Origin of the sequence: Alkalimonas sp. NCh-2 (assembly GCF_039631345.1) — a bacterium.
Taxonomy (GTDB): domain Bacteria; phylum Pseudomonadota; class Gammaproteobacteria; order Enterobacterales; family Alteromonadaceae; genus Alkalimonas; species Alkalimonas mucilaginosa.
Genome location: NZ_JBDIUV010000002.1, coordinates 153,922 through 171,105 on the forward strand (window position 1 = coordinate 153,922; position 17,184 = coordinate 171,105).

Genomic DNA, 17,184 nt, shown 5'->3' on the forward strand with positions numbered 1-17,184 from the left:
TGGATTGCAAGGAACTTCATGACCCAAACTCTCGAGACTCTGGCGCTTGCCCCTCACCAACTGGCGCCGCAACTGCGCAATGACTGGCTGAAACACAGCATCTCACAAACCGAGTTAACCCCGGCTTTTATTGGTCAGGAGCGTGCGAAAGCGGCCCTGCAGTTTGCTATTGGTATGGACATGCCGGGTTACAACCTCTATGTGATGGGGGAGCCTGCGCTGGGGCGCTTTACCTTGGTGCAGGACATTCTGCAGCATGCAGCGGCCGAAAAAGCGACCCCAGACGAGTGGTGTTACCTGAGAAACTTTGATGATGAGCGCCTGCCAACCACCTTGCGGCTTTTGCCTGGTGAGGGCAGAGCGCTGGCGAAACGTATCGAAGATTTGGTGGACGAAGTGCTGGATACCTTTCCGGCTGCGTTTGATAACCCTGGTTACCAGCGGCAGAAAAAAGCCATTCAGCGTACCTTTGATACCCGCTACGAAGCAGCATTAGAGGCGGTTGAACAAAAGGCACTGGAGAAAAAAGTGGTGCTGTACGAAGAAAACGGCACCGTTACCTTCGCCCCACTGATCGATGGCAAACCACTGGATGACAGCGAGTTTAACAAGCTGAGTGACGAAGAGCGGCAGTATTTCTACGATCTGGTCGGCGAGCTGGAAACCATTTTAAACGAGCAGTTGATTGAATTGCCACAGTGGAAGCGTGAGGTGTCTGAGCAACTACGTGAGCTAAGAAAAGCCACCATCGAGCAGGTGTTTAAGCCGCTGTTTAAAGCGCTGGAGCATCATTATGTGGCTGAGCTGGGTGTGCTGCGTTATCTGCGTGATATGCGGCCGCATCTGGTAAAACTGGTATTGGAACTGCTGCCGGAAGAAACTGAACCGGAAAAAGCCGAAGAGCTGGATATCCGGACTTTATTTATTGAAGAGTTTGTGCCCAATGTGCTGGTGCATCATGCCGCTATGGATGGAGCACCCGTAGTGTTTGAACCGCTACCTACTTACGGGAACTTATTTGGCCGGGTCGAGTACGCTACCAGCGGCGGATCCTTGTACACCAATCATCGCATGATCCGCCCGGGGGCCTTGCATCGTGCCAATGGGGGCTACTTGATTCTGGATGCGGACAAACTGCTGCCGCAGGCGCAGGTTTGGGAAGCGTTGAAGCAGGCGCTTAAAAGCAACGAGCTGGTGATAGATACTCTCAGTGACCATGCCGTTACCAACTCCACCATCATTACGCCCAAAGCCGTGCCATTGCAGGTCAAAGTGATCCTGATGGGCTCACGCGATCTGTATTATCTGATCCAGGAAGTGGATGAAGAGTTTAATGAGCTGTTTCGGGTATTGGCGGATTTTGAACACTACCTGCCGTATCAGCAACAAACCATGAATTACATGGTGCGGCAAATTCGCCTGCAAATGCGCGAGCTGGGGCTGGAGCAGCTATCCGAGTGCGGTTTTGAACGGCTGTTGCAGTTTAGTTTTCGTCAGGCCGAGCACCAACACAAATTGTCGGCTCGTTTTGCCGATGTGCTGGAGCTGGTGCGTGAAGCGTGTTATTACGCCACTCAGGCTGGCAGCGATAGCCTGACTGCTGAGCATGTCCGTCAGGCATTGGCTGGCAAGCAGTACCGAACCGGTCGCATTAGTGAAAGCTTTTTGGAGGATATCCAGCAAGGGCAGATTCTGATCGACAGCGATGGGCTGGCGGTCGGTAAGGTCAATGGCCTGACGGTGCTGGAAATTGGCGATACCACCTTCGGTACCCCGGCCCGCATCAGTGCGACGGTGTTTGCCGGTGCTTCCGGTGTGGTGGATATTGAGCGGGAAGTCGAGCTTGGCAAAGCCATTCACTCAAAGGGTGTATTGATTTTAAACGGCTTTTTAGGCGCGCGTTATGCGCGGGACTTCCCACTGACCTTATCGGCCAATATTGCGATGGAGCAATCTTACGGCCATATCGATGGGGACAGTGCCTCGCTGGCAGAGATTTGTGCACTGATTTCGGCCATTACCCAGGTACCGATCAAGCAAAGCCTGGCGGTGACCGGCTCCATCAATCAGCATGGTGAAGTGCAGGCGATAGGTGGTGTGAATGAAAAAATCGAAGGCTTTTTCCGGCTTTGCCAGCTGCGTGGCCTGACCGGTGATCAGGGCGTAGTGATCCCAGCCAGCAATCAGTTGAACCTGGTGTTGAATGAGGAAGTGCGGCAGGCGGTAAGCCGCGGTGAATTTCATATTTATGTAGTAAAAAATGTCGATGAAGCCTTGTATTTACTGACCGGCATTGAAGCTGGTGAGCAGTCAAAACGAGGGGCTTACCCGAAGAAAACGCTGAATGCCATGGTATTGAAACGCCTGGCGGAGATTGCCGAAATTGTCAATGGTTGCAGCGATGATGACTAATCAGCCGGTAAGTATGCAACTGGTCCTCTTGTGCCAGCCGATGGATGAGCAGTTTGTGCGTCAGCACATTCTGCCTCTTATTGATGAACATGGCCAGCAAGCTGAGCTGTTGCTCTGGACTGGCAAGCTCAGCCATTTGTTTAGTGCAGAGCAACGCTTGCTCTGCTATTTACCCGATGAGGCCTTGCGTGAACTGGTGCAGCAGGCACGGCAAAACCACTGGCAGCTGGCCTTGTTGCCGCACCCGGAGATGCGCCATGCCCGTTATGGTTTTGGCATCAGCGGTGATTTGGCCTCGGCGCTGGAAGATGCTGTTTATCGAGAGACTGAGCAGCTGGATCTGATGTTGTGCAACGAAACACCGGTTTTTAACTCGGTAGTAGTGGGCGATACCTTTTCACTGATCCCGGGCGAAGCACTGGCCGAGCGTTTTGCATTGCGATTAAAGCGCTTTTTCCGTTTGCTGAGTAAAGTGGGCCAGGTCACCTTCAGTGCCTTTAAACTGACTACCCAGAAAGGCAAAGAGCTGGATACTGCTGCCCTTGGCATTGTTGCGGTAGAGCATGGTCGCAGTTCGGTGCTATCGCGTCGGCTGGTAGCCGACTCCAGCGCTAACGATGGCATGCTGCATGCGCTGGTACTGGTACCACGCAGTGTGTTTGAGATGTTGCGCTTTTTATTTGCCGCCCTGTTTTTACGGGATTACTGGAACAAAGGGACCCCATCGTTTGTCGGGCACTTAAAAACCAGCAGTTTACGCATCCAAAGCCCGAAAACCATCAGCTACACCCACGATGGCTTGATTGAAAAAAGCAAAGAACTGGTGCTCAGGGTCGAGCCGCGTTGTCTGACGATGGTGCCGGGCCGTTACCTGGCGGTTGAGGAGAAACTGCCCGAGCAAAAAGAAGTCTTTAAAACCCAGCCTTTGCCGGCCGGTAAAGCAAAAACCGAGTTGGTGACCTATCCACTGCCCTGGATCCATCACGCTGCGACCGAAGAGTTTAAGGATTTATTTTTGGCGCTTCGGGAAAGTGCCAAAGCTACGCCGTCGTATTTGATGCTGATGCTGCTGGCGACTTTGCTGGCAACTTTTGGCCTGTTTGCCAACTCCACCCCGGTGATTATTGGCGCCATGATCCTGGCTCCATTGATGGGGCCAATTATTTCGATGGCGCTTGGCACCCTGCGACAGGATGAAGGCCTGATGCTAACCAGTGCCCGCAGTATCGGCGTAGGCACAGCGTTAGCCATCAGTTGCGCGGTGATCGCCACCTGGCTTATTCCGCTCAATACCATCAACAGTGAGATTGCTGCCCGTATCAGTCCCACTTTACTGGATTTAGGTGTAGCGGTGGTTTCTGGTATTGCCGGTGCCTATGCCCATGCCAGGGCGGAAGTGGCCAAAAGCTTAGCTGGGGTGGCTATCGCCGTGGCATTGGTGCCGCCGCTGGCGGTGGCAGGCATTGGCCTGGGCTGGGCCGATTTCACCGTGTTTTGGGGCGCGTTTTTGCTTTATCTGACCAACCTGGTGGGTATTATCTTAGCCGCTGTGCTGACCTTTTTGTTCCTCGGCTACAGCCCATTTCACCGGGCCCGTCGTGGCCTGGCCCTGACCTTTGGGCTGGTGGTGTTACTGAGTATTCCACTGGCGCTTAGTTTCTCCCATATGGTGCAGGAAGGGCGCATTAAACAGCAATTGGAAGGCATTGTGCTGGAGGATATTCAGCTGCGTCAGGTGCAGGTTAGGCCTGGCAACCCAATCCGCATCTCGCTGACGCTGGTATCACGCTCTACCATTAATGAAACCCAGATGGATGACATCAAAAGCCTGATTGAGCAAAAGCTGGCTCAGCCGGTGGAGCTGGAAGTCGGTACCCGGGTGATCCGTTAAGCTGGTTTGCGCCGGCTTTGCCAGCCTGCCAGCAGTAACAATAATAAAGAGCAATACCACAGCGGCCAATCCCGGTAACGGCTGTAGGGCGTTTGGCCAGTGGTAAGCTGCATCTGGTCGGTCAAAACACCCGCTTCAAACTGCGGTAATTGCTGTTGAATGCGGCCATTGGCCGCTATGGTAGCGGTAATGCCATTGTTGGTGGCGCGCAGCAAGGGCCGGCCAAACTCCAGTGCCCGCATCCGGGCGATTTGCAGGTGCTGGTGCGGCCCTATGCTGTCACCAAACCAGGCATCGTTGCTAACGGTAAGCAGTAGGCCGGTATCCTGCTGGAAATTCGCTGCCAGCTGCCGTGGAAAAGCAATTTCAAAACAAATGGCCGGCAGTAACTTGTGATCATTGGCCAGCAGATTGTGCTGCACAAAGCTGCCCCGGCTAAAAGAGCTCATCGGCAAATCAAAAATCGGTGCCAAGGGGCGCAGCAGGTCTTCAAAAGGGACAAATTCACCAATGGGCAGTAAGTGATGCTTTTCAAAGCGGTTGCTGTGGCTGGGTTGATAATGGCCACCAGCGTCGCTTTGCTGGCGCTTCCCCAGAGTGATCAGGCTGTTCCAGGCCTCTTCCGTGTAAAAGTTGTACTCGATGATACCGGTGACCAGGCTGCTGCCATGCTCTGCCAGAATGGCATCGAGTTCAAACAAGTAAGGTTCTGCCAGAATTTCTACCCGCGGAATAGCCGCTTCCGGCCAGATGATCAAGGGGGTGCCTAAATGCGGCTGGGTGAGCTCCAGGTACAGACGCATGGTGCTGACTTCAAGGGCCGGGTCCCAACGTAATTCTTGTTTGATATTGCCTTGTACCAGCGCAACATCCAGTGTTTCACCGGTAGTTTGCCACCCATGCCAGTGACTTACCAATGGGGCGCTTAGCCAGAGCAGTACTGCCAGTGCAGTGGGCCAAAACTGCCGCTTAGCAAGCAGTTGCATCAGCGCAGCAGCACTCAGCACCAAAACAAAGGTTAGGCCGGTTTCACCAATCAGCGGGGCCCAGTGCCTGAGAATGCTGTCCGTTTGGCTGTAGCCCGGCGAGAGCCAGGGAAAGCCGGTCAGAAACCAGGAGCGCAGGGCCTCCAGCAGCATCCAGGCTGCGGCCAGATAAAGCGGTAACATCGAATGTGCTTTCAGCCGAAAAGCCAGCAGGGCAAACAGCAAGGGATAGAGTGCCAGATAGGCACTTAACAGCAGCAGCAGCGCCAGGCTAAGCAGCAAGGGCAAACCACCGAATTGCTCAATCGGAATATGCACCCAGTTCAGGCCTGCCGCAAAGTAACCCAGCCCCCAGCTAAAACCCAGCCAGGCGGCTTGCTGCCAGCGGCTGCTGCAACAGGCGGCATAACACAGTATGGCGATGGTGAGCACAGGGAGTAAGGTGAAGCTATAGGGCGCAAAGGCAAAGGTGCTAATGGCACCGGTCAGTGCCATCAAGCAGGCACTAAGCCAGCGTGAGTCAAACACCCTTGTCAGCTGTGGCGGATTGAACACCTCAATCGGACTCGCTACTAACCGGTGCTTTGCCATTAATCACTTGCAGTTGCAATAACCGCCGGCTGTTGGCTTTACTGACTTTAAACAACAGCCCATCCAGCTCAATGGTTTCACCACGCTCCGGCATATGACCAAAAGCATGCAACACAATGCCACCGATGGTATCGGCTTCTTCTTCGTTGAAGTGGCTGCCAAAGTGGTTGTTGAATTCATCCAGCGGCGTCAGCGCACTGACCTGAAACACATTGCTGGCCATTTTTTTGATATCGGCATCTTCGGCATCATCGTGTTCATCTTCAATTTCACCGACGATTTGCTCCAGAATATCTTCTATGGTGACTAAGCCTGAAACACCGCCATACTCATCGACCACCATCGCCATATGATAGCGTTTTTGGCGAAACTCCTTCAGCAGCGCGTCCACCCGTTTGCTTTCGGGAATAATCACCGCTGGTCGCATGATATCACGCAGATGACATGGAGGTGCATCGGGCTGAAAAGCGAATTTAAGCAGATCTTTTACCAGCAGAATGCCTTCGATGTGGTCTTTGTCTTCATTGACCACCGGATATCGGCTGTGGTTGTTTTCCAATAAAATGGGCAGAATGTCGGCAATGGATTGTTCGACATCCAGGGTCGCCATTTGTGAACGTGGGATCATAATATCCCTGGCACGCATCTTGGATACATCCAGCACACCATGCAGCATGCCTTTGGTATCTTCGTCGATCAGCAGGTTATTGGCAGCCTCGCTGATCACGTTTTCAAGTTCCGAGACATCTTGGGGCTCTGCGTTAAATATTCCGGCAATGCGATCCAGCCAGGATTTCGGCGCAGAGCCGCGGCTAGAGTGGGGGTTATCGTCACTCATTAATGAACTGTATGCTCCAGCTAATCATCGGTATCTTACTCTGCATCCGTCAGGTAAGGGTTGGTAAAACCCAGCTCTGCCAGCAGCGCTATTTCCAGCTGCTCCATCTGCTCGGCTTCGTCTTCCTTTATATGGTCAAATCCCACTAAATGCAAGCATCCATGGATCACCATATGGGCCCAGTGGGCTTCTGCAGTTTTTCCTTGCTGGCTGGCTTCTTCGGCAACCACCTGGCTGCAAATCACCAGGTCGCCGAGTAAAGGCAGGCTCAGGCCGGGTGGGCACTGAAAGGGAAAACTCAGCACATTGGTTGGCTTGTCTTTACCGCGGTACTGACTATTTAGCTGTTGGCTTTCACTGCTATCCACCAGGCGAATGGTCAGTTCCGCCTCACTACGATAGGGGGCGAGAGCGAGCGCTGCCCACTGGGCAAACTGCGCCTCGGTCGGTAAGTCGGAAGCAGTGCTGGCTTGCTGCAGATCCAGCTCCAGCTTCATGTTTTAGGCCTGCGCGGGCGTTTTTCTGCCGGTGTTGCGTCGGCTTCGGCAGCCAGTTTTTCGGCTTCGTGTGCTTCGTAAGCCAGGACAATTTTTTGCACGATAGGGTGACGCACCACATCTTTGGCATCAAAAAAGTTCATGCTGATGGCATCAACATTGGATAGCACATCGATGGCATGTTTGAGGCCGGAATACTGACCGCGTGGCAGGTCGACCTGGGTGACATCACCGGTGATCACCGCTTTGGAGTTAAAGCCGATGCGGGTCAGGAACATTTTCATCTGTTCGACGGTGGTGTTCTGGCCTTCATCCAGAATAATAAAGGCATCATTTAAAGTGCGGCCACGCATGTAAGCCAGCGGGGCAATTTCAATAATGCCGCGTTCCAGGTACTTTTCTACTTTGTCGTAGCCAAGCATCTCAAACAATGCATCGTACAAAGGGCGCAGGTAGGGGTCGACTTTTTGCGACAAATCACCGGGTAAAAAGCCCAGCTTTTCACCGGCTTCCACCGCCGGGCGGGTCAGTACGATGCGTCGTACCAGATTTTTTTCCAATGCATCGACGGCGCACGCGACGGCTAAGTAGGTTTTACCGGTGCCGGCCGGGCCTATGCCAAAGATTACATCGTACTTTAGCACATGCTTGACGTAGGCTTTTTGGTGCGGGTTGCGCGGGGTCAGCAAGCCTTTTTTGGTTTTCAGGCTAAAGTCCGCGGTTGTCTCTTGGTCCGTGCTGGCGTTTTGCGCCTGTTGAATCATTAAATGTACCTGTTCAATGCTAAGTTCCACCACTTTACCTTGTTGTGACGTCTCTCGGTAGAGCTGATCCAACACAAAGTAGCCGGCCTGAACGGCACTGGCAGAGCCACTGAGTTTAAAGGCTTCATCACGGTGCGCTATGCTCAGTTGCAGGCGCTGTTCGAGCAGACGCAGGTGCTCATCGAACGGGCCGCACAAAGACAACAGACGTTGCTGCTCGGCCGGGCTGGCGGTAAAGGTTTTATGGCTGGTTGCAGTGCTCAATGGCAAATTCTCAATGGCTCAGGCTGGCAGCGCCAGCCTGTTGGCAAGAAGGGGAGCTTAGGGGGCAAACTGAGCCACTCCCAGCTCATCGGCTTTGGGTTGGCGCGCCAGAATTTGCTGCGGCGATACCGCCCGGCGCAATCCCATATCCTGTTCGGTCCGGATCAAGGTGCCTTTTAAGGAGTTGGCATAGACATCGGTGATCAGCACATCGACAAACTGACCAATCAGTTTTGGATCGCCCTCAAAATTGACCACCCGGTTGTTTTCCGTGCGGCCGCACAGCTCCATCAGGTTCTTTTTCGATGGGCCTTCCACCAGAATGCGTTGCTCCGTATTCAGCATACCGCGGGCAATCCGCAGTGCCTGCTGGTTGATACGATCCTGCAGAATATAGAGTCGTTGTTTCTTTTCATCTTCGCTGACATCATCCGGCAAGTCGGCAGCTGGGGTGCCTGGCCGGGCACTGTAGATAAAGCTAAAGCTCATATCAAAGTCAATGGCCTGGATTAAGGTCATGGTGGCAGCAAAGTCCTCGGCTGTCTCGCCCGGAAAGCCGATGATAAAATCGGATGACATGCTTAAATTGGGCCGGATTTTTTTCAGCTTACGGATTTGCGACTTGAATTCCAATGCTGTGTGACCGCGCTTCATCAGGGTTAAAATGCGATCCGAGCCGGATTGCACCGGCAGGTGCAGGTGATCAACCAGCTCCGGAATATCGCGATAGGCTTCGATGATGTCGTCGGTAAACTCAACCGGATGCGAGGTGGTGTAGCGTATGCGATCGATGCCATCAATAGCGGCCACCAGTCGCAGCAATTCAGCAAAGCTGCAAATGCTGCCGTCGTGCATGCTGCCACGGTAAGCATTGACATTCTGGCCCAGCAAATTGACTTCCCGCACGCCTTGCTCCGCCAGTTGGGCGATTTCAAACAATACATCATCCAGCGGCCGGCTGACTTCTTCGCCGCGGGTATAAGGTACCACACAAAAGCTGCAGTATTTGGAGCAGCCTTCCATAATGGAAACAAAAGCCGTTGGGCCATCGGCTTTGGGCTCTGGCAAACGGTCGAATTTTTCGATTTCCGGGAAGGATACATCGACCACAGGCGCCCGATCGCCAGTAACCGCTTTGATCATTTCAGGCAGGCGGTGCAGGGTTTGTGGACCAAAGACAATATCGACATAGGGCGCACGCTCACGGATAGCAGCACCTTCCTGCGAGGCGACACAGCCACCCACGCCAATCACCAGATTGGGGTTTTTGGCTTTCAGTGGCCGCCAACGACCTAACTGATGGAAGACTTTTTCCTGCGCTTTTTCACGAATTGAGCAGGTGTTCAGCAGGATCACATCGGCTTCCTCAGCGTGTTCGGTGAGGCTGTAGCCATGGGTGGCATCCAGCAGGTCTGCCATTTTCGACGAATCGTACTCATTCATCTGACAGCCCCAGGTTTTGATGTGTAGCTTTTTGCTCATGCTTTGATGGACCCTGTGTCGTTACTGCGCATAAAGGGCGCATATTTTAGCCCAGCCAGACCGGAAGTGCCAGCCCTGTCGGCTGGGTGTTTGCTTAAAGCAAACGTTGCCGGGTAGTGACGTAGCCGGCATAAAAAATCACCAGCACGCCGGCCAGCCAGCTCATGGTGACCGGCTCCTGCCAGAACAGGTAGCCAAAGAGGCCGGCGAAGATAACGCTGCTGTAGGTCCAGATACCAATGGCGCTGGCAGGTGCCAGTGCATAGGCCCGGGTCATTGCCAACTGGCCGATGGCTGCCAGGATGCCCATGCCGATAAAAGCCAACCAGGCTTCGTGTGGCAGTGGTTGCCAGTAAAACGGTAGCGGAATGACCGAAAACACAGCCGTCAGTAGAGAGAAATAAAACACCGTACGAACGGCAGGTTCAGTACTCGACATATAACGGATGGTGGTCTTGGTGATAGCTACCAAGGTGGCTGCAGCCAGTGCCACCAAAAGGACCAGAGTCATGCCTGGTGCCGGTGCTGGCAGAGCCAGCAAGACGCCTACAAAGCCCAGCGCAATCGCAATCAGCGTAAGCTGACTGGGACGCTCTTTTAACCAGATACGAGCAATAACCGGGATGATAAAGGGAGTGAGCAGTAGCACCGCCATTGCTTGTGCCAGTGGCAGCTGGCCCAGCACATAAAAAAAGCAGTACATGGATACCAGGCCAGTTAATGCACGAAAGGCATGCAGGTACCAACGTTCTGTTTTCAGCAGGCTCCAGCCTTTGCTGTACAAAAATGGCAACATCAATACCAACGCAAAGGCATTGCGGAAAAATACCACCTGAGCCTCGGTGGCCATGCCGCTGCTGTATTTCACCAAAGCACCGATGCCAGCAAAACAGGCTTCTGCCAATAACAGTAGTAAAGCACCTTGCAGGAGAGGATTTCGCATGATGGGCCCGGTTTACAAAAGCCGGCATTGTAGCAGATTGTAAGCTTGTGCAGGGGAGCTTGAGGCTGTTTTACAACGATTCCGGTTCAGCGGTACCGCAGGTCGCAAACCGTTTGCTTTCTAACAGTTGCCTGAGCTGATTAGCAGGCATCGGCTGAGCAAAAAAGTAGCCCTGAATCAAAGTGCAGCGCCGCTCGGTAAAGAAGTGCAGTTGTTGTTCTGTCTCAACCCCTTCGGCCACACAGTACATGCTCAGACTGGCTGCCATGCTGAGCATGGTTTCGATGATGGCTTCGTCGTTTTGGTCTATGCCGATGTCTTTGACAAAACTTCGATCGATCTTTATGGCATCAATCGGCAGTTCTTTTAAATATTTCAATGAGGAGTAGCCAGTACCAAAGTCATCCAACGCCAGTTTAATGCCCAGTTTACTCAATGCATGCATGGTAGCAATGGCACTGCTATGATCGCGCATCAGGGCACTTTCTGTCACTTCAAAACGCAGACAGTGTGATGGCAACTGATACTTTCTTAGCATCTGCTCTACCTGTTCGGCCAGGTTGTCATGTTCCAGGTGACGGGCCGATAAGTTGACGGAAAGATACAGTGGATACCCAGCCTGATGCCAGCCTTGCAGATCTGCCAGGGCACGCTCTAATAACTGTTGGGTCATTGGAATAATCAGACTGAGATCTTCTGCCAGCGGAATAAACTCTACCGGTGATACCACGCCGTCGCTGCTGTACCAGCGCAGCAATACTTCTGCACCCACCATGCATTTGTGTTCGCTGTCGATAATGGGTTGGTAGTAATTGACAAACTCCTGTTGTTGAAAGGCTTTACGTAGCCGGGTTTCACGCGCCAGCTGCATGTGAGCTTTTTCATTCATCTCCCTGGTGAAAAACTGGAAGTTATTCCGGCCAGCTTCCTTGGCATGGTACATGGCGACATCCGCATGCTTCATCAGCTCAAAGGCTGTATAGGCGTCGCTTGGATAGACCGCAATGCCGATACTGGGGGAGACTCCAACCGTATGAGGCCCAAGTTGCATGGGCTCACCGATAATTTGCAACATTTTCCGAGCCACATGGCTGATATTGTCGCTGCTCTTATAGCCCTCCAGCAGGACGACAAACTCATCACCGCCGAGGCGTGCGACGGTATCGCTTTCACGCAAGGCCAGGTTGAGGCGTCTGGCGACTTCTCTTAACAGCAGATCGCCAATATCATGACCCAGGGAGTCGTTGATCTGTTTAAATTTATCCAAATCTAAAAAACACAAGGCCAGAGAGCGTTTGCTGCGTTTTGCATTTTCAATACCGTGATGAATACGATCCATCAGCAAGGCCCGGTTTGGCAAACCGGTCAGAGCATCGTAATTGGCCAGATAGCGCAGTTCGTCTTCAGCCAGCTTTTGATCTGTAATGTCGGTAAATACCAGCACGAAGAAACCGACTTTATCCTGCTCCCCGACAGCACTGATGTTGATCAGGGTAGGGCGTTCTCGTCCGTCCGGAGTGATAACAAGCTCTTCACCTTGCCAATGTTGGTTGATACGAAATTCGCGCAATAAATTGCTGTAATAACGGCGGCGATCCAGGCTGATACCCAGGTGATGGGTTTGCGGGTTGCTAAGATAGTGCTCGACCGGACCAAAAGCATCGGCAAAGGATTGGTTGGCTGCAATCATACGTTGCTGTTCGTCCAGAATCACCACCCAGTCACGGGTTTTCTGGAAAGCTTCACCAAAGAGCCGTGCTTTTTCCTGGCTGGCGCGGGTTTCGGTGATATTGCTAAAGGTGCCCATCACCCGTATCACTTCTTGCTCATCATCCAGCTCTGCGATCTTGCCAATATCACGAAACCACAGCCAGTGGCCGTCTTTGTGTTGCAGGCGGTAGGTGTGATCAAAGCTGCCCGTTTTTTGGGCAATAAACTGCTGCCACTTTTGCTCAAATTGTGTTTTATCTTGTGGGTGGATCAACGACAGGTGCTGTTCCAGCGTCAGCGGGTTGAGTGACTCGCGATAGCCCAGCATGCTGTGAATACGTGAGGCAAACAGGCTGTTTTTACTGGCATGCCATTCCCAGGCTCCGCTATCGACCGCGGCCAGAGCTTGCTTCATTCGTTGTTCACTGGCTTTTAATTTGCTATGAGCTTGCGCTAATATCCGCTGATGCTGTCTTCGATTGTTGCGCCAGAGCAGTAACATCAGCAATAGAAACAGCGTGTAACCCAGATAGGCCCAGCCAGAGGCCCACCAGGGGGTTGCGATGCTGATGAAAAGCCTGGCAGGCTCACTTTCTTCCCCTGTTAAGGGCGAGATGGACACCACATTAAAAATGTAATCGCCAGCCGGCAATTTGGGGATAATCAGTTGGTGATCAGACTGTCTGGGAAAGCGAAACGCTTGTTTGCCTTCCAACCATACCTGAAAGGTCATTTTCTTACTGTCACGAAAATTCATGCTGCTAAAGTTAAGCTTTAAGCCTTCTGCATTGTGCGGCAATTGAATATGTTGGTCATTCAGGTGGCTATAGGGGGTGGCAAAGCGGCCATCCAATAAACTGAACTCGGTGATTACGGCTCTGCTCTCTTCGCTGTGGCCCTGCAAGTGTTCAGGTTGAATTAACGTCAGGCCGCGCATGCTGCCATAAGCCAATCTGCCATCGCTTAAGCGGATTCCTGCTCTGCCATTGTACTCGTGGGTCAGCAAACCATCGGCCCGGCTAAAACGCTCCAGGTGAAAGCTTTGTGGATGCATACGGAACAAACCGTGGTGATTAGCAAACCAGATATAACCATAACGATCTTGTTGCAGGCTGAATACCAGATTACTAAGTAAGCCGTTGCGTTGATCAAAATGCTGTAACAGCTGAAAGTTTTGATCAAATACCAGAATGCCAACGCCATTGAAAGCAACCCACAGCCGGCCAAACTGATCTTGTAAAGTATTCTCAGCGATACGTAATAAACCCGGGCTATGGTGTTCGGCATGGAACACCTGCTCCAGCTGCTCTGACGTTTGGTGATAAAGCCAGAGTCGATCAGCTGTCGTTAAAAGCAGCTGCTCGTTCGAGCCTGGCAGATACCCTAAAAAGCCACCAAAACGATCAAGAGCTAACTGATTCAATGCGGTCACAGGCCTGATACTGCCGTTTGTTGGCTGATAATGATAAAAGCTGCGGTTGGTAACAAACCAGAAAGTGCCTTGCTGATCGCGCCAAAAATGCCTGGCACCTCCTTTTAGCAAGCTTGGGTCCGCATCTTCGCTCAATGGCAAGGCTAATAATCGCTCTGTCTGTGGGTCAAATAAGTGCAGCCCGGTGGCGGAGCTAAAAAATATCCCGAACTGTGGATCCGGGAAAATATTCAAAATGGTACTGTCATGCCAAACTGCTTTTGGATCCGGGTTTTGCAGGTAAGCTTGCATACTACCATCTTGCAGGTTTAAACGATTGAGGCCATTGTTGGTGCCTATCCAGAGCGTTTCGGGGTTTTCTTCGGCCACCACCTGAACCCGGATACTGCTTAATTGTTCTGTGGTTCCGGGCTCAGCGCCAAGATGGCGAAATGCCAGAGTACGTGGATGCCAGTAATAAGCGCCATCAAAACGGCTACCAAGCCAGAAACCGCCATGCTGATCGGCGACCATGCTGATGATGTTGTTATCTGTTAGCTGATGCTCGCTGTCACTAAAGCGCCATAGTAATTCCAGCCTGTTTTGCTCGGGCTCAAAATGAAACAAGCCTTGCTCCGTGGCAACCAGGGCATGATCTTGCTGCCACTCAAGGTGCCAGATATTGCGATCCTGAATACGGGCAGTGCCAGCTAAAGTGGTCCCTTGCCGGATAAAGGCTTCTATCCCAGCCAGCGGCAGCGAATAAAGGCCTTCTACGGTGCCAACCCAAAGCTGTTGTTGCTGGATGGAGAAAAATTTGACATGGCGTTGGTCCTCATTGGCATTGCCTGGCAAATAGGGTAAAGAGTGCACCTGACTGCTGCTAAGATCCAACAACAGCAATTGCCGGTTGGTTCCAATAAATAACCAGTCCCGATAAGGATGCAGGGTTCGAATGAACTCATTGGCATGTGATGCTGCTGGTAACTGATACAGCAAAGAACTTTGTTTGCTTTCGATATCCAGTATAAAAACACCAAGATTAGTTGATGCCAGCAGTTGTTGCTGTGGCAGCTCAATCAGATCCGTCAGATATTGCAAGGAGGTGACTTCATGTAAGCCAGGCAGTGAAAAGTAGGGTTCCAGCACCCCAGCTGTGGCATCATAACGATAGATGCCGGCTCTTGGTGTTGCCGCCCAAATGGAGCCATCGGTCAGTTGCACGGTTTTGGAGAAGTAGGTATCTTGCAGTGTTTGCTGGGGATCGGTTAACTGGCTGATACGTGCACTGTCAAAACGGTTCAAACCACCGTCGGTGGCCAGCCATAAGAAACCTTTAGCATCCAGCATCATATGTGGCACTGTACCCTGAGACAGGCCATGTTCAGGTGTTAACGGCTGGAGCACTGGCCGGGCCTGTATTGTTTGCATGCCAGCTAGCAGGCATACAACGAAGGCAAGAGCCACGCTAAATAGATTCACCGCCGCCCCTCAGTCCACAGTCTTGTTATTGTTTTATGCTGAACCATCTGCGCGCACTCATTGTTGCTGTAAATCAAGCAGGCATTCACTATACTAAGCTGCAGAAATAAGTCCAGCCTCTAAAGCGAAACAAGTTCAGATGGTGAATAACCACCAGCCAGCGGTAAAGAGCAGCAAAATAGCCAGCATAAAATGCAGCAATTGTTGTTGTGCGCTCAGGGCATGCAGTAAATGTGAGTGATTGGGCTCCGGGTACTCTGGTGCCAGCTTATCCCGGTTGATTTTGTTAGTGGTGCTGTACATGGCCGGGCCTCCCAAGCGACAGCGCAGGCTACTGCAGGCACTGATTAGGCAAGCACGTTGCGCGATATCAAAGTAGGTAGTTCGGCTGTGACGAAAGTGGCTTAGGGTACTTCGGCAACGCAAACGAATACAAACCAGGGCAAAACACAGCCAGTAGCCAGGCCAGAGCAGGTAGCGAGCTAAGATGGCTGTAGTAGCACCAAAGTGACGATTGTGCTCTAATTTCGGGCTCCACTCTTGCTGCAGGATTAACAGCAGTCGAATGGTGATGGCCAGCCAGATGCCACCTATCAGGTACCAGAACAAGGTCGTTAGCCAGATTTGGGCAAACTGCAACCACAGGCTTTCAATACCAGCCTTGCTCAGGCCTACTGCCGATAATGGCTGGGTTTGGCGCAGCAAAACATGGCTGGCCAGATCTTTGGCGAGACTGAGTTGCCGGCCTTGCAGTGCTTGTTGCAGTCGGCTGATGCGATGCCGCAAAGGACCAAAATCAAGACACAGATACAACAGCAGTAATTGATACACTTCCGGCCAGGCCATCAGCCAGGAAAAAGCAGCCAGAATGATAATAAAAGGCACCACAGCCAGTAATAATGCCAGAGTGCCGGATAAGCGGAGCTGTTGCTTGCTGCGATTGGGATCGGGATTGACCTTGTGCGCCAGTTTCTGTGCAAAAAAACGGTAGAAGGTCAGTGGCTGATAACTTTGTGGCAGTGGCAGCAAAGCTGCCATCAGCAGAGTCAGCCAGAACAACACCGGACCAGATAGCAGTAGCTCAAACTCCGGCATAGGTATCAGGCGTTAAGCTGGTGCAGCAAGCCCACCACCATGGCAGAGCTGTTCTTCGATGCTACTGCCAGATAGGCCTCAAACGAGTCCGGCGATTCCTTACCTGCAATGTCACTCAGGCTGCGGATCACCACGCAGGGCACCTGCATTTGGTAACAGACCTGAGCAATGGCTGCGCCTTCCATTTCAACCGCCAACATGGTGGGAAAGGTTTGACGGGTTTGCTCAATCCGGACCGGATCGCACATGAAACTGTCACCAGTGGCAATCAGGCCTTGCTTGGTCTGGCAAAAACCCAATTGGTGGATGCTCTGTTCTGCTGCTTTTACCAGGCGGGGATCGCTGCTAAAGGTCGCTGGCATTTGCGGAACCTGGCCTGGCGCATAACCAAAGGCCGTCACATCAACATCGTGATGGCACAGCTCAGTACCAATCACGATATCGCCAACATGTAATTCAGGATCAAAGCCACCAGCCGAGCCCGTATTGATCACGGCATCGACCTGAAAATGCTGAATCATCAGGCTGGTTGCCAGTGCCGAAGCGACTTTGCCTATACCTGATTGCACCAGCACTACCGCCATGCCAGCCAACTGACCACAATAAAACTGATACGGCCCCAGTTGTTCTGTACTGGCGTCGGTCAGTTGCTGTTTTAACAGCGCCACTTCTGGTTCCATGGCACCAATGATTCCAATCCGCTGCATTGTCATGTGTATTCCTGGAGGAGAAAGCCGCAGTATATACCTAAGTAACTTCAAGATGCGAGTTTCAGAGTTACTGGGCGCTTTCAATGCAAGGCACACTGGCGACGCAAT

Annotated in this window: 11 protein-coding genes; 2 read left to right on the top strand and 9 right to left on the bottom strand. The window is 52.3% G+C overall.

From position 1 onward, the window contains the following. The first annotated feature begins 18 nt into the window (after positions 1-18). A complete protein-coding gene (locus tag ABC502_RS05985) occupies positions 19-2,412 on the top strand; it encodes an ATP-binding protein (protein WP_345915220.1) in 2,394 nt (797 codons plus the stop codon). After that, positions 2,402-4,303, top strand: a complete 1,902-nt coding sequence (locus tag ABC502_RS05990; RefSeq protein WP_345915221.1) for a TIGR00341 family protein — start codon at positions 2,402-2,404, stop codon at positions 4,301-4,303. The genes ABC502_RS05985 and ABC502_RS05990 overlap by 11 nt, the downstream gene beginning before the upstream one ends. On the opposite strand, the gene lnt is transcribed toward ABC502_RS05990, so the two are convergent. From lnt to ABC502_RS06035, 9 genes are all read right to left on the bottom strand, one after another. Beyond that, positions 4,300-5,880, bottom strand: coding sequence for an apolipoprotein N-acyltransferase (gene lnt / locus ABC502_RS05995; protein ID WP_345915222.1), 1,581 nt, complete (start codon positions 5,878-5,880; stop codon positions 4,300-4,302). The two genes, ABC502_RS05990 and lnt, sit on opposite strands and share 4 nt — an antisense overlap. After that, entirely contained in the window at positions 5,846-6,718 is an 873-nt protein-coding gene (locus ABC502_RS06000; protein WP_330086139.1) for a CBS domain-containing protein, read from the bottom strand. Before ABC502_RS06000 ends, lnt begins: the two co-directional genes overlap by 35 nt. 35 nt (positions 6,719-6,753) lie before the next feature. Further along, positions 6,754-7,215, bottom strand: a complete 462-nt coding sequence (gene ybeY, locus ABC502_RS06005) for an rRNA maturation RNase YbeY (RefSeq protein WP_345915223.1) — start codon at positions 7,213-7,215, stop codon at positions 6,754-6,756. Then, positions 7,212-8,243 carry a PhoH family protein gene (locus ABC502_RS06010; RefSeq protein WP_345915224.1) on the bottom strand — a complete coding sequence of 344 codons (1,032 nt, stop codon included), beginning with the start codon at positions 8,241-8,243 and terminating at the stop codon, positions 7,212-7,214. The genes ybeY and ABC502_RS06010 overlap by 4 nt, the downstream gene beginning before the upstream one ends. Before the next feature lie 57 nt (positions 8,244-8,300). After that, positions 8,301-9,725 carry a tRNA (N6-isopentenyl adenosine(37)-C2)-methylthiotransferase MiaB gene (miaB, locus tag ABC502_RS06015; RefSeq protein ID WP_330086142.1) on the bottom strand — a complete coding sequence of 475 codons (1,425 nt, stop codon included), beginning with the start codon at positions 9,723-9,725 and terminating at the stop codon, positions 8,301-8,303. A gap of 94 nt (positions 9,726-9,819) precedes the next feature. Beyond that, complete coding sequence (locus tag ABC502_RS06020; RefSeq protein WP_330086143.1) at positions 9,820-10,668, bottom strand: DMT family transporter; 849 nt, start codon at positions 10,666-10,668, stop codon at positions 9,820-9,822. Positions 10,669-10,738: 70 nt separating this feature from the next. Continuing rightward, positions 10,739-15,220 carry an EAL domain-containing protein gene (locus ABC502_RS06025; protein ID WP_345915225.1) on the bottom strand — a complete coding sequence of 1,494 codons (4,482 nt, stop codon included), beginning with the start codon at positions 15,218-15,220 and terminating at the stop codon, positions 10,739-10,741. 186 nt (positions 15,221-15,406) lie between these two features. Next, entirely contained in the window at positions 15,407-16,366 is a 960-nt protein-coding gene (locus ABC502_RS06030) for a cobalamin biosynthesis protein (protein ID WP_345915226.1), read from the bottom strand. Positions 16,367-16,371: 5 nt separating this feature from the next. Next, a complete protein-coding gene (locus tag ABC502_RS06035; protein ID WP_345915647.1) occupies positions 16,372-17,073 on the bottom strand; it encodes a 5'-methylthioadenosine/adenosylhomocysteine nucleosidase in 702 nt (233 codons plus the stop codon). Positions 17,074-17,184 lie beyond the last annotated feature (111 nt).

Bases quoted from the DNA above. Each gene is read 5' to 3' on its own strand.
- ABC502_RS05990 (WP_345915221.1), top strand. From the start codon at position 2,402: ATGATGACTAATCAGCCGGTAAGTATGCAACTGGTCCTCTTGTGCCAG.
- lnt (WP_345915222.1), bottom strand. From the start codon at position 5,880: ATGGCAAAGCACCGGTTAGTAGCGAGTCCGATTGAGGTGTTCAATCCG.
- ABC502_RS06035 (WP_345915647.1), bottom strand. From the start codon at position 17,073: ATGCAGCGGATTGGAATCATTGGTGCCATGGAACCAGAAGTGGCGCTG.
- miaB (WP_330086142.1), bottom strand. From the start codon at position 9,725: ATGAGCAAAAAGCTACACATCAAAACCTGGGGCTGTCAGATGAATGAG.
- ABC502_RS05985 (WP_345915220.1), top strand. From the start codon at position 19: ATGACCCAAACTCTCGAGACTCTGGCGCTTGCCCCTCACCAACTGGCG.
- ABC502_RS06025 (WP_345915225.1), bottom strand. From the start codon at position 15,220: ATGCAAACAATACAGGCCCGGCCAGTGCTCCAGCCGTTAACACCTGAA.
- ABC502_RS06020 (WP_330086143.1), bottom strand. From the start codon at position 10,668: ATGCGAAATCCTCTCCTGCAAGGTGCTTTACTACTGTTATTGGCAGAA.
- ABC502_RS06030 (WP_345915226.1), bottom strand. From the start codon at position 16,366: ATGCCGGAGTTTGAGCTACTGCTATCTGGTCCGGTGTTGTTCTGGCTG.
- ABC502_RS06000 (WP_330086139.1), bottom strand. From the start codon at position 6,718: ATGAGTGACGATAACCCCCACTCTAGCCGCGGCTCTGCGCCGAAATCC.
- ybeY (WP_345915223.1), bottom strand. From the start codon at position 7,215: ATGAAGCTGGAGCTGGATCTGCAGCAAGCCAGCACTGCTTCCGACTTA.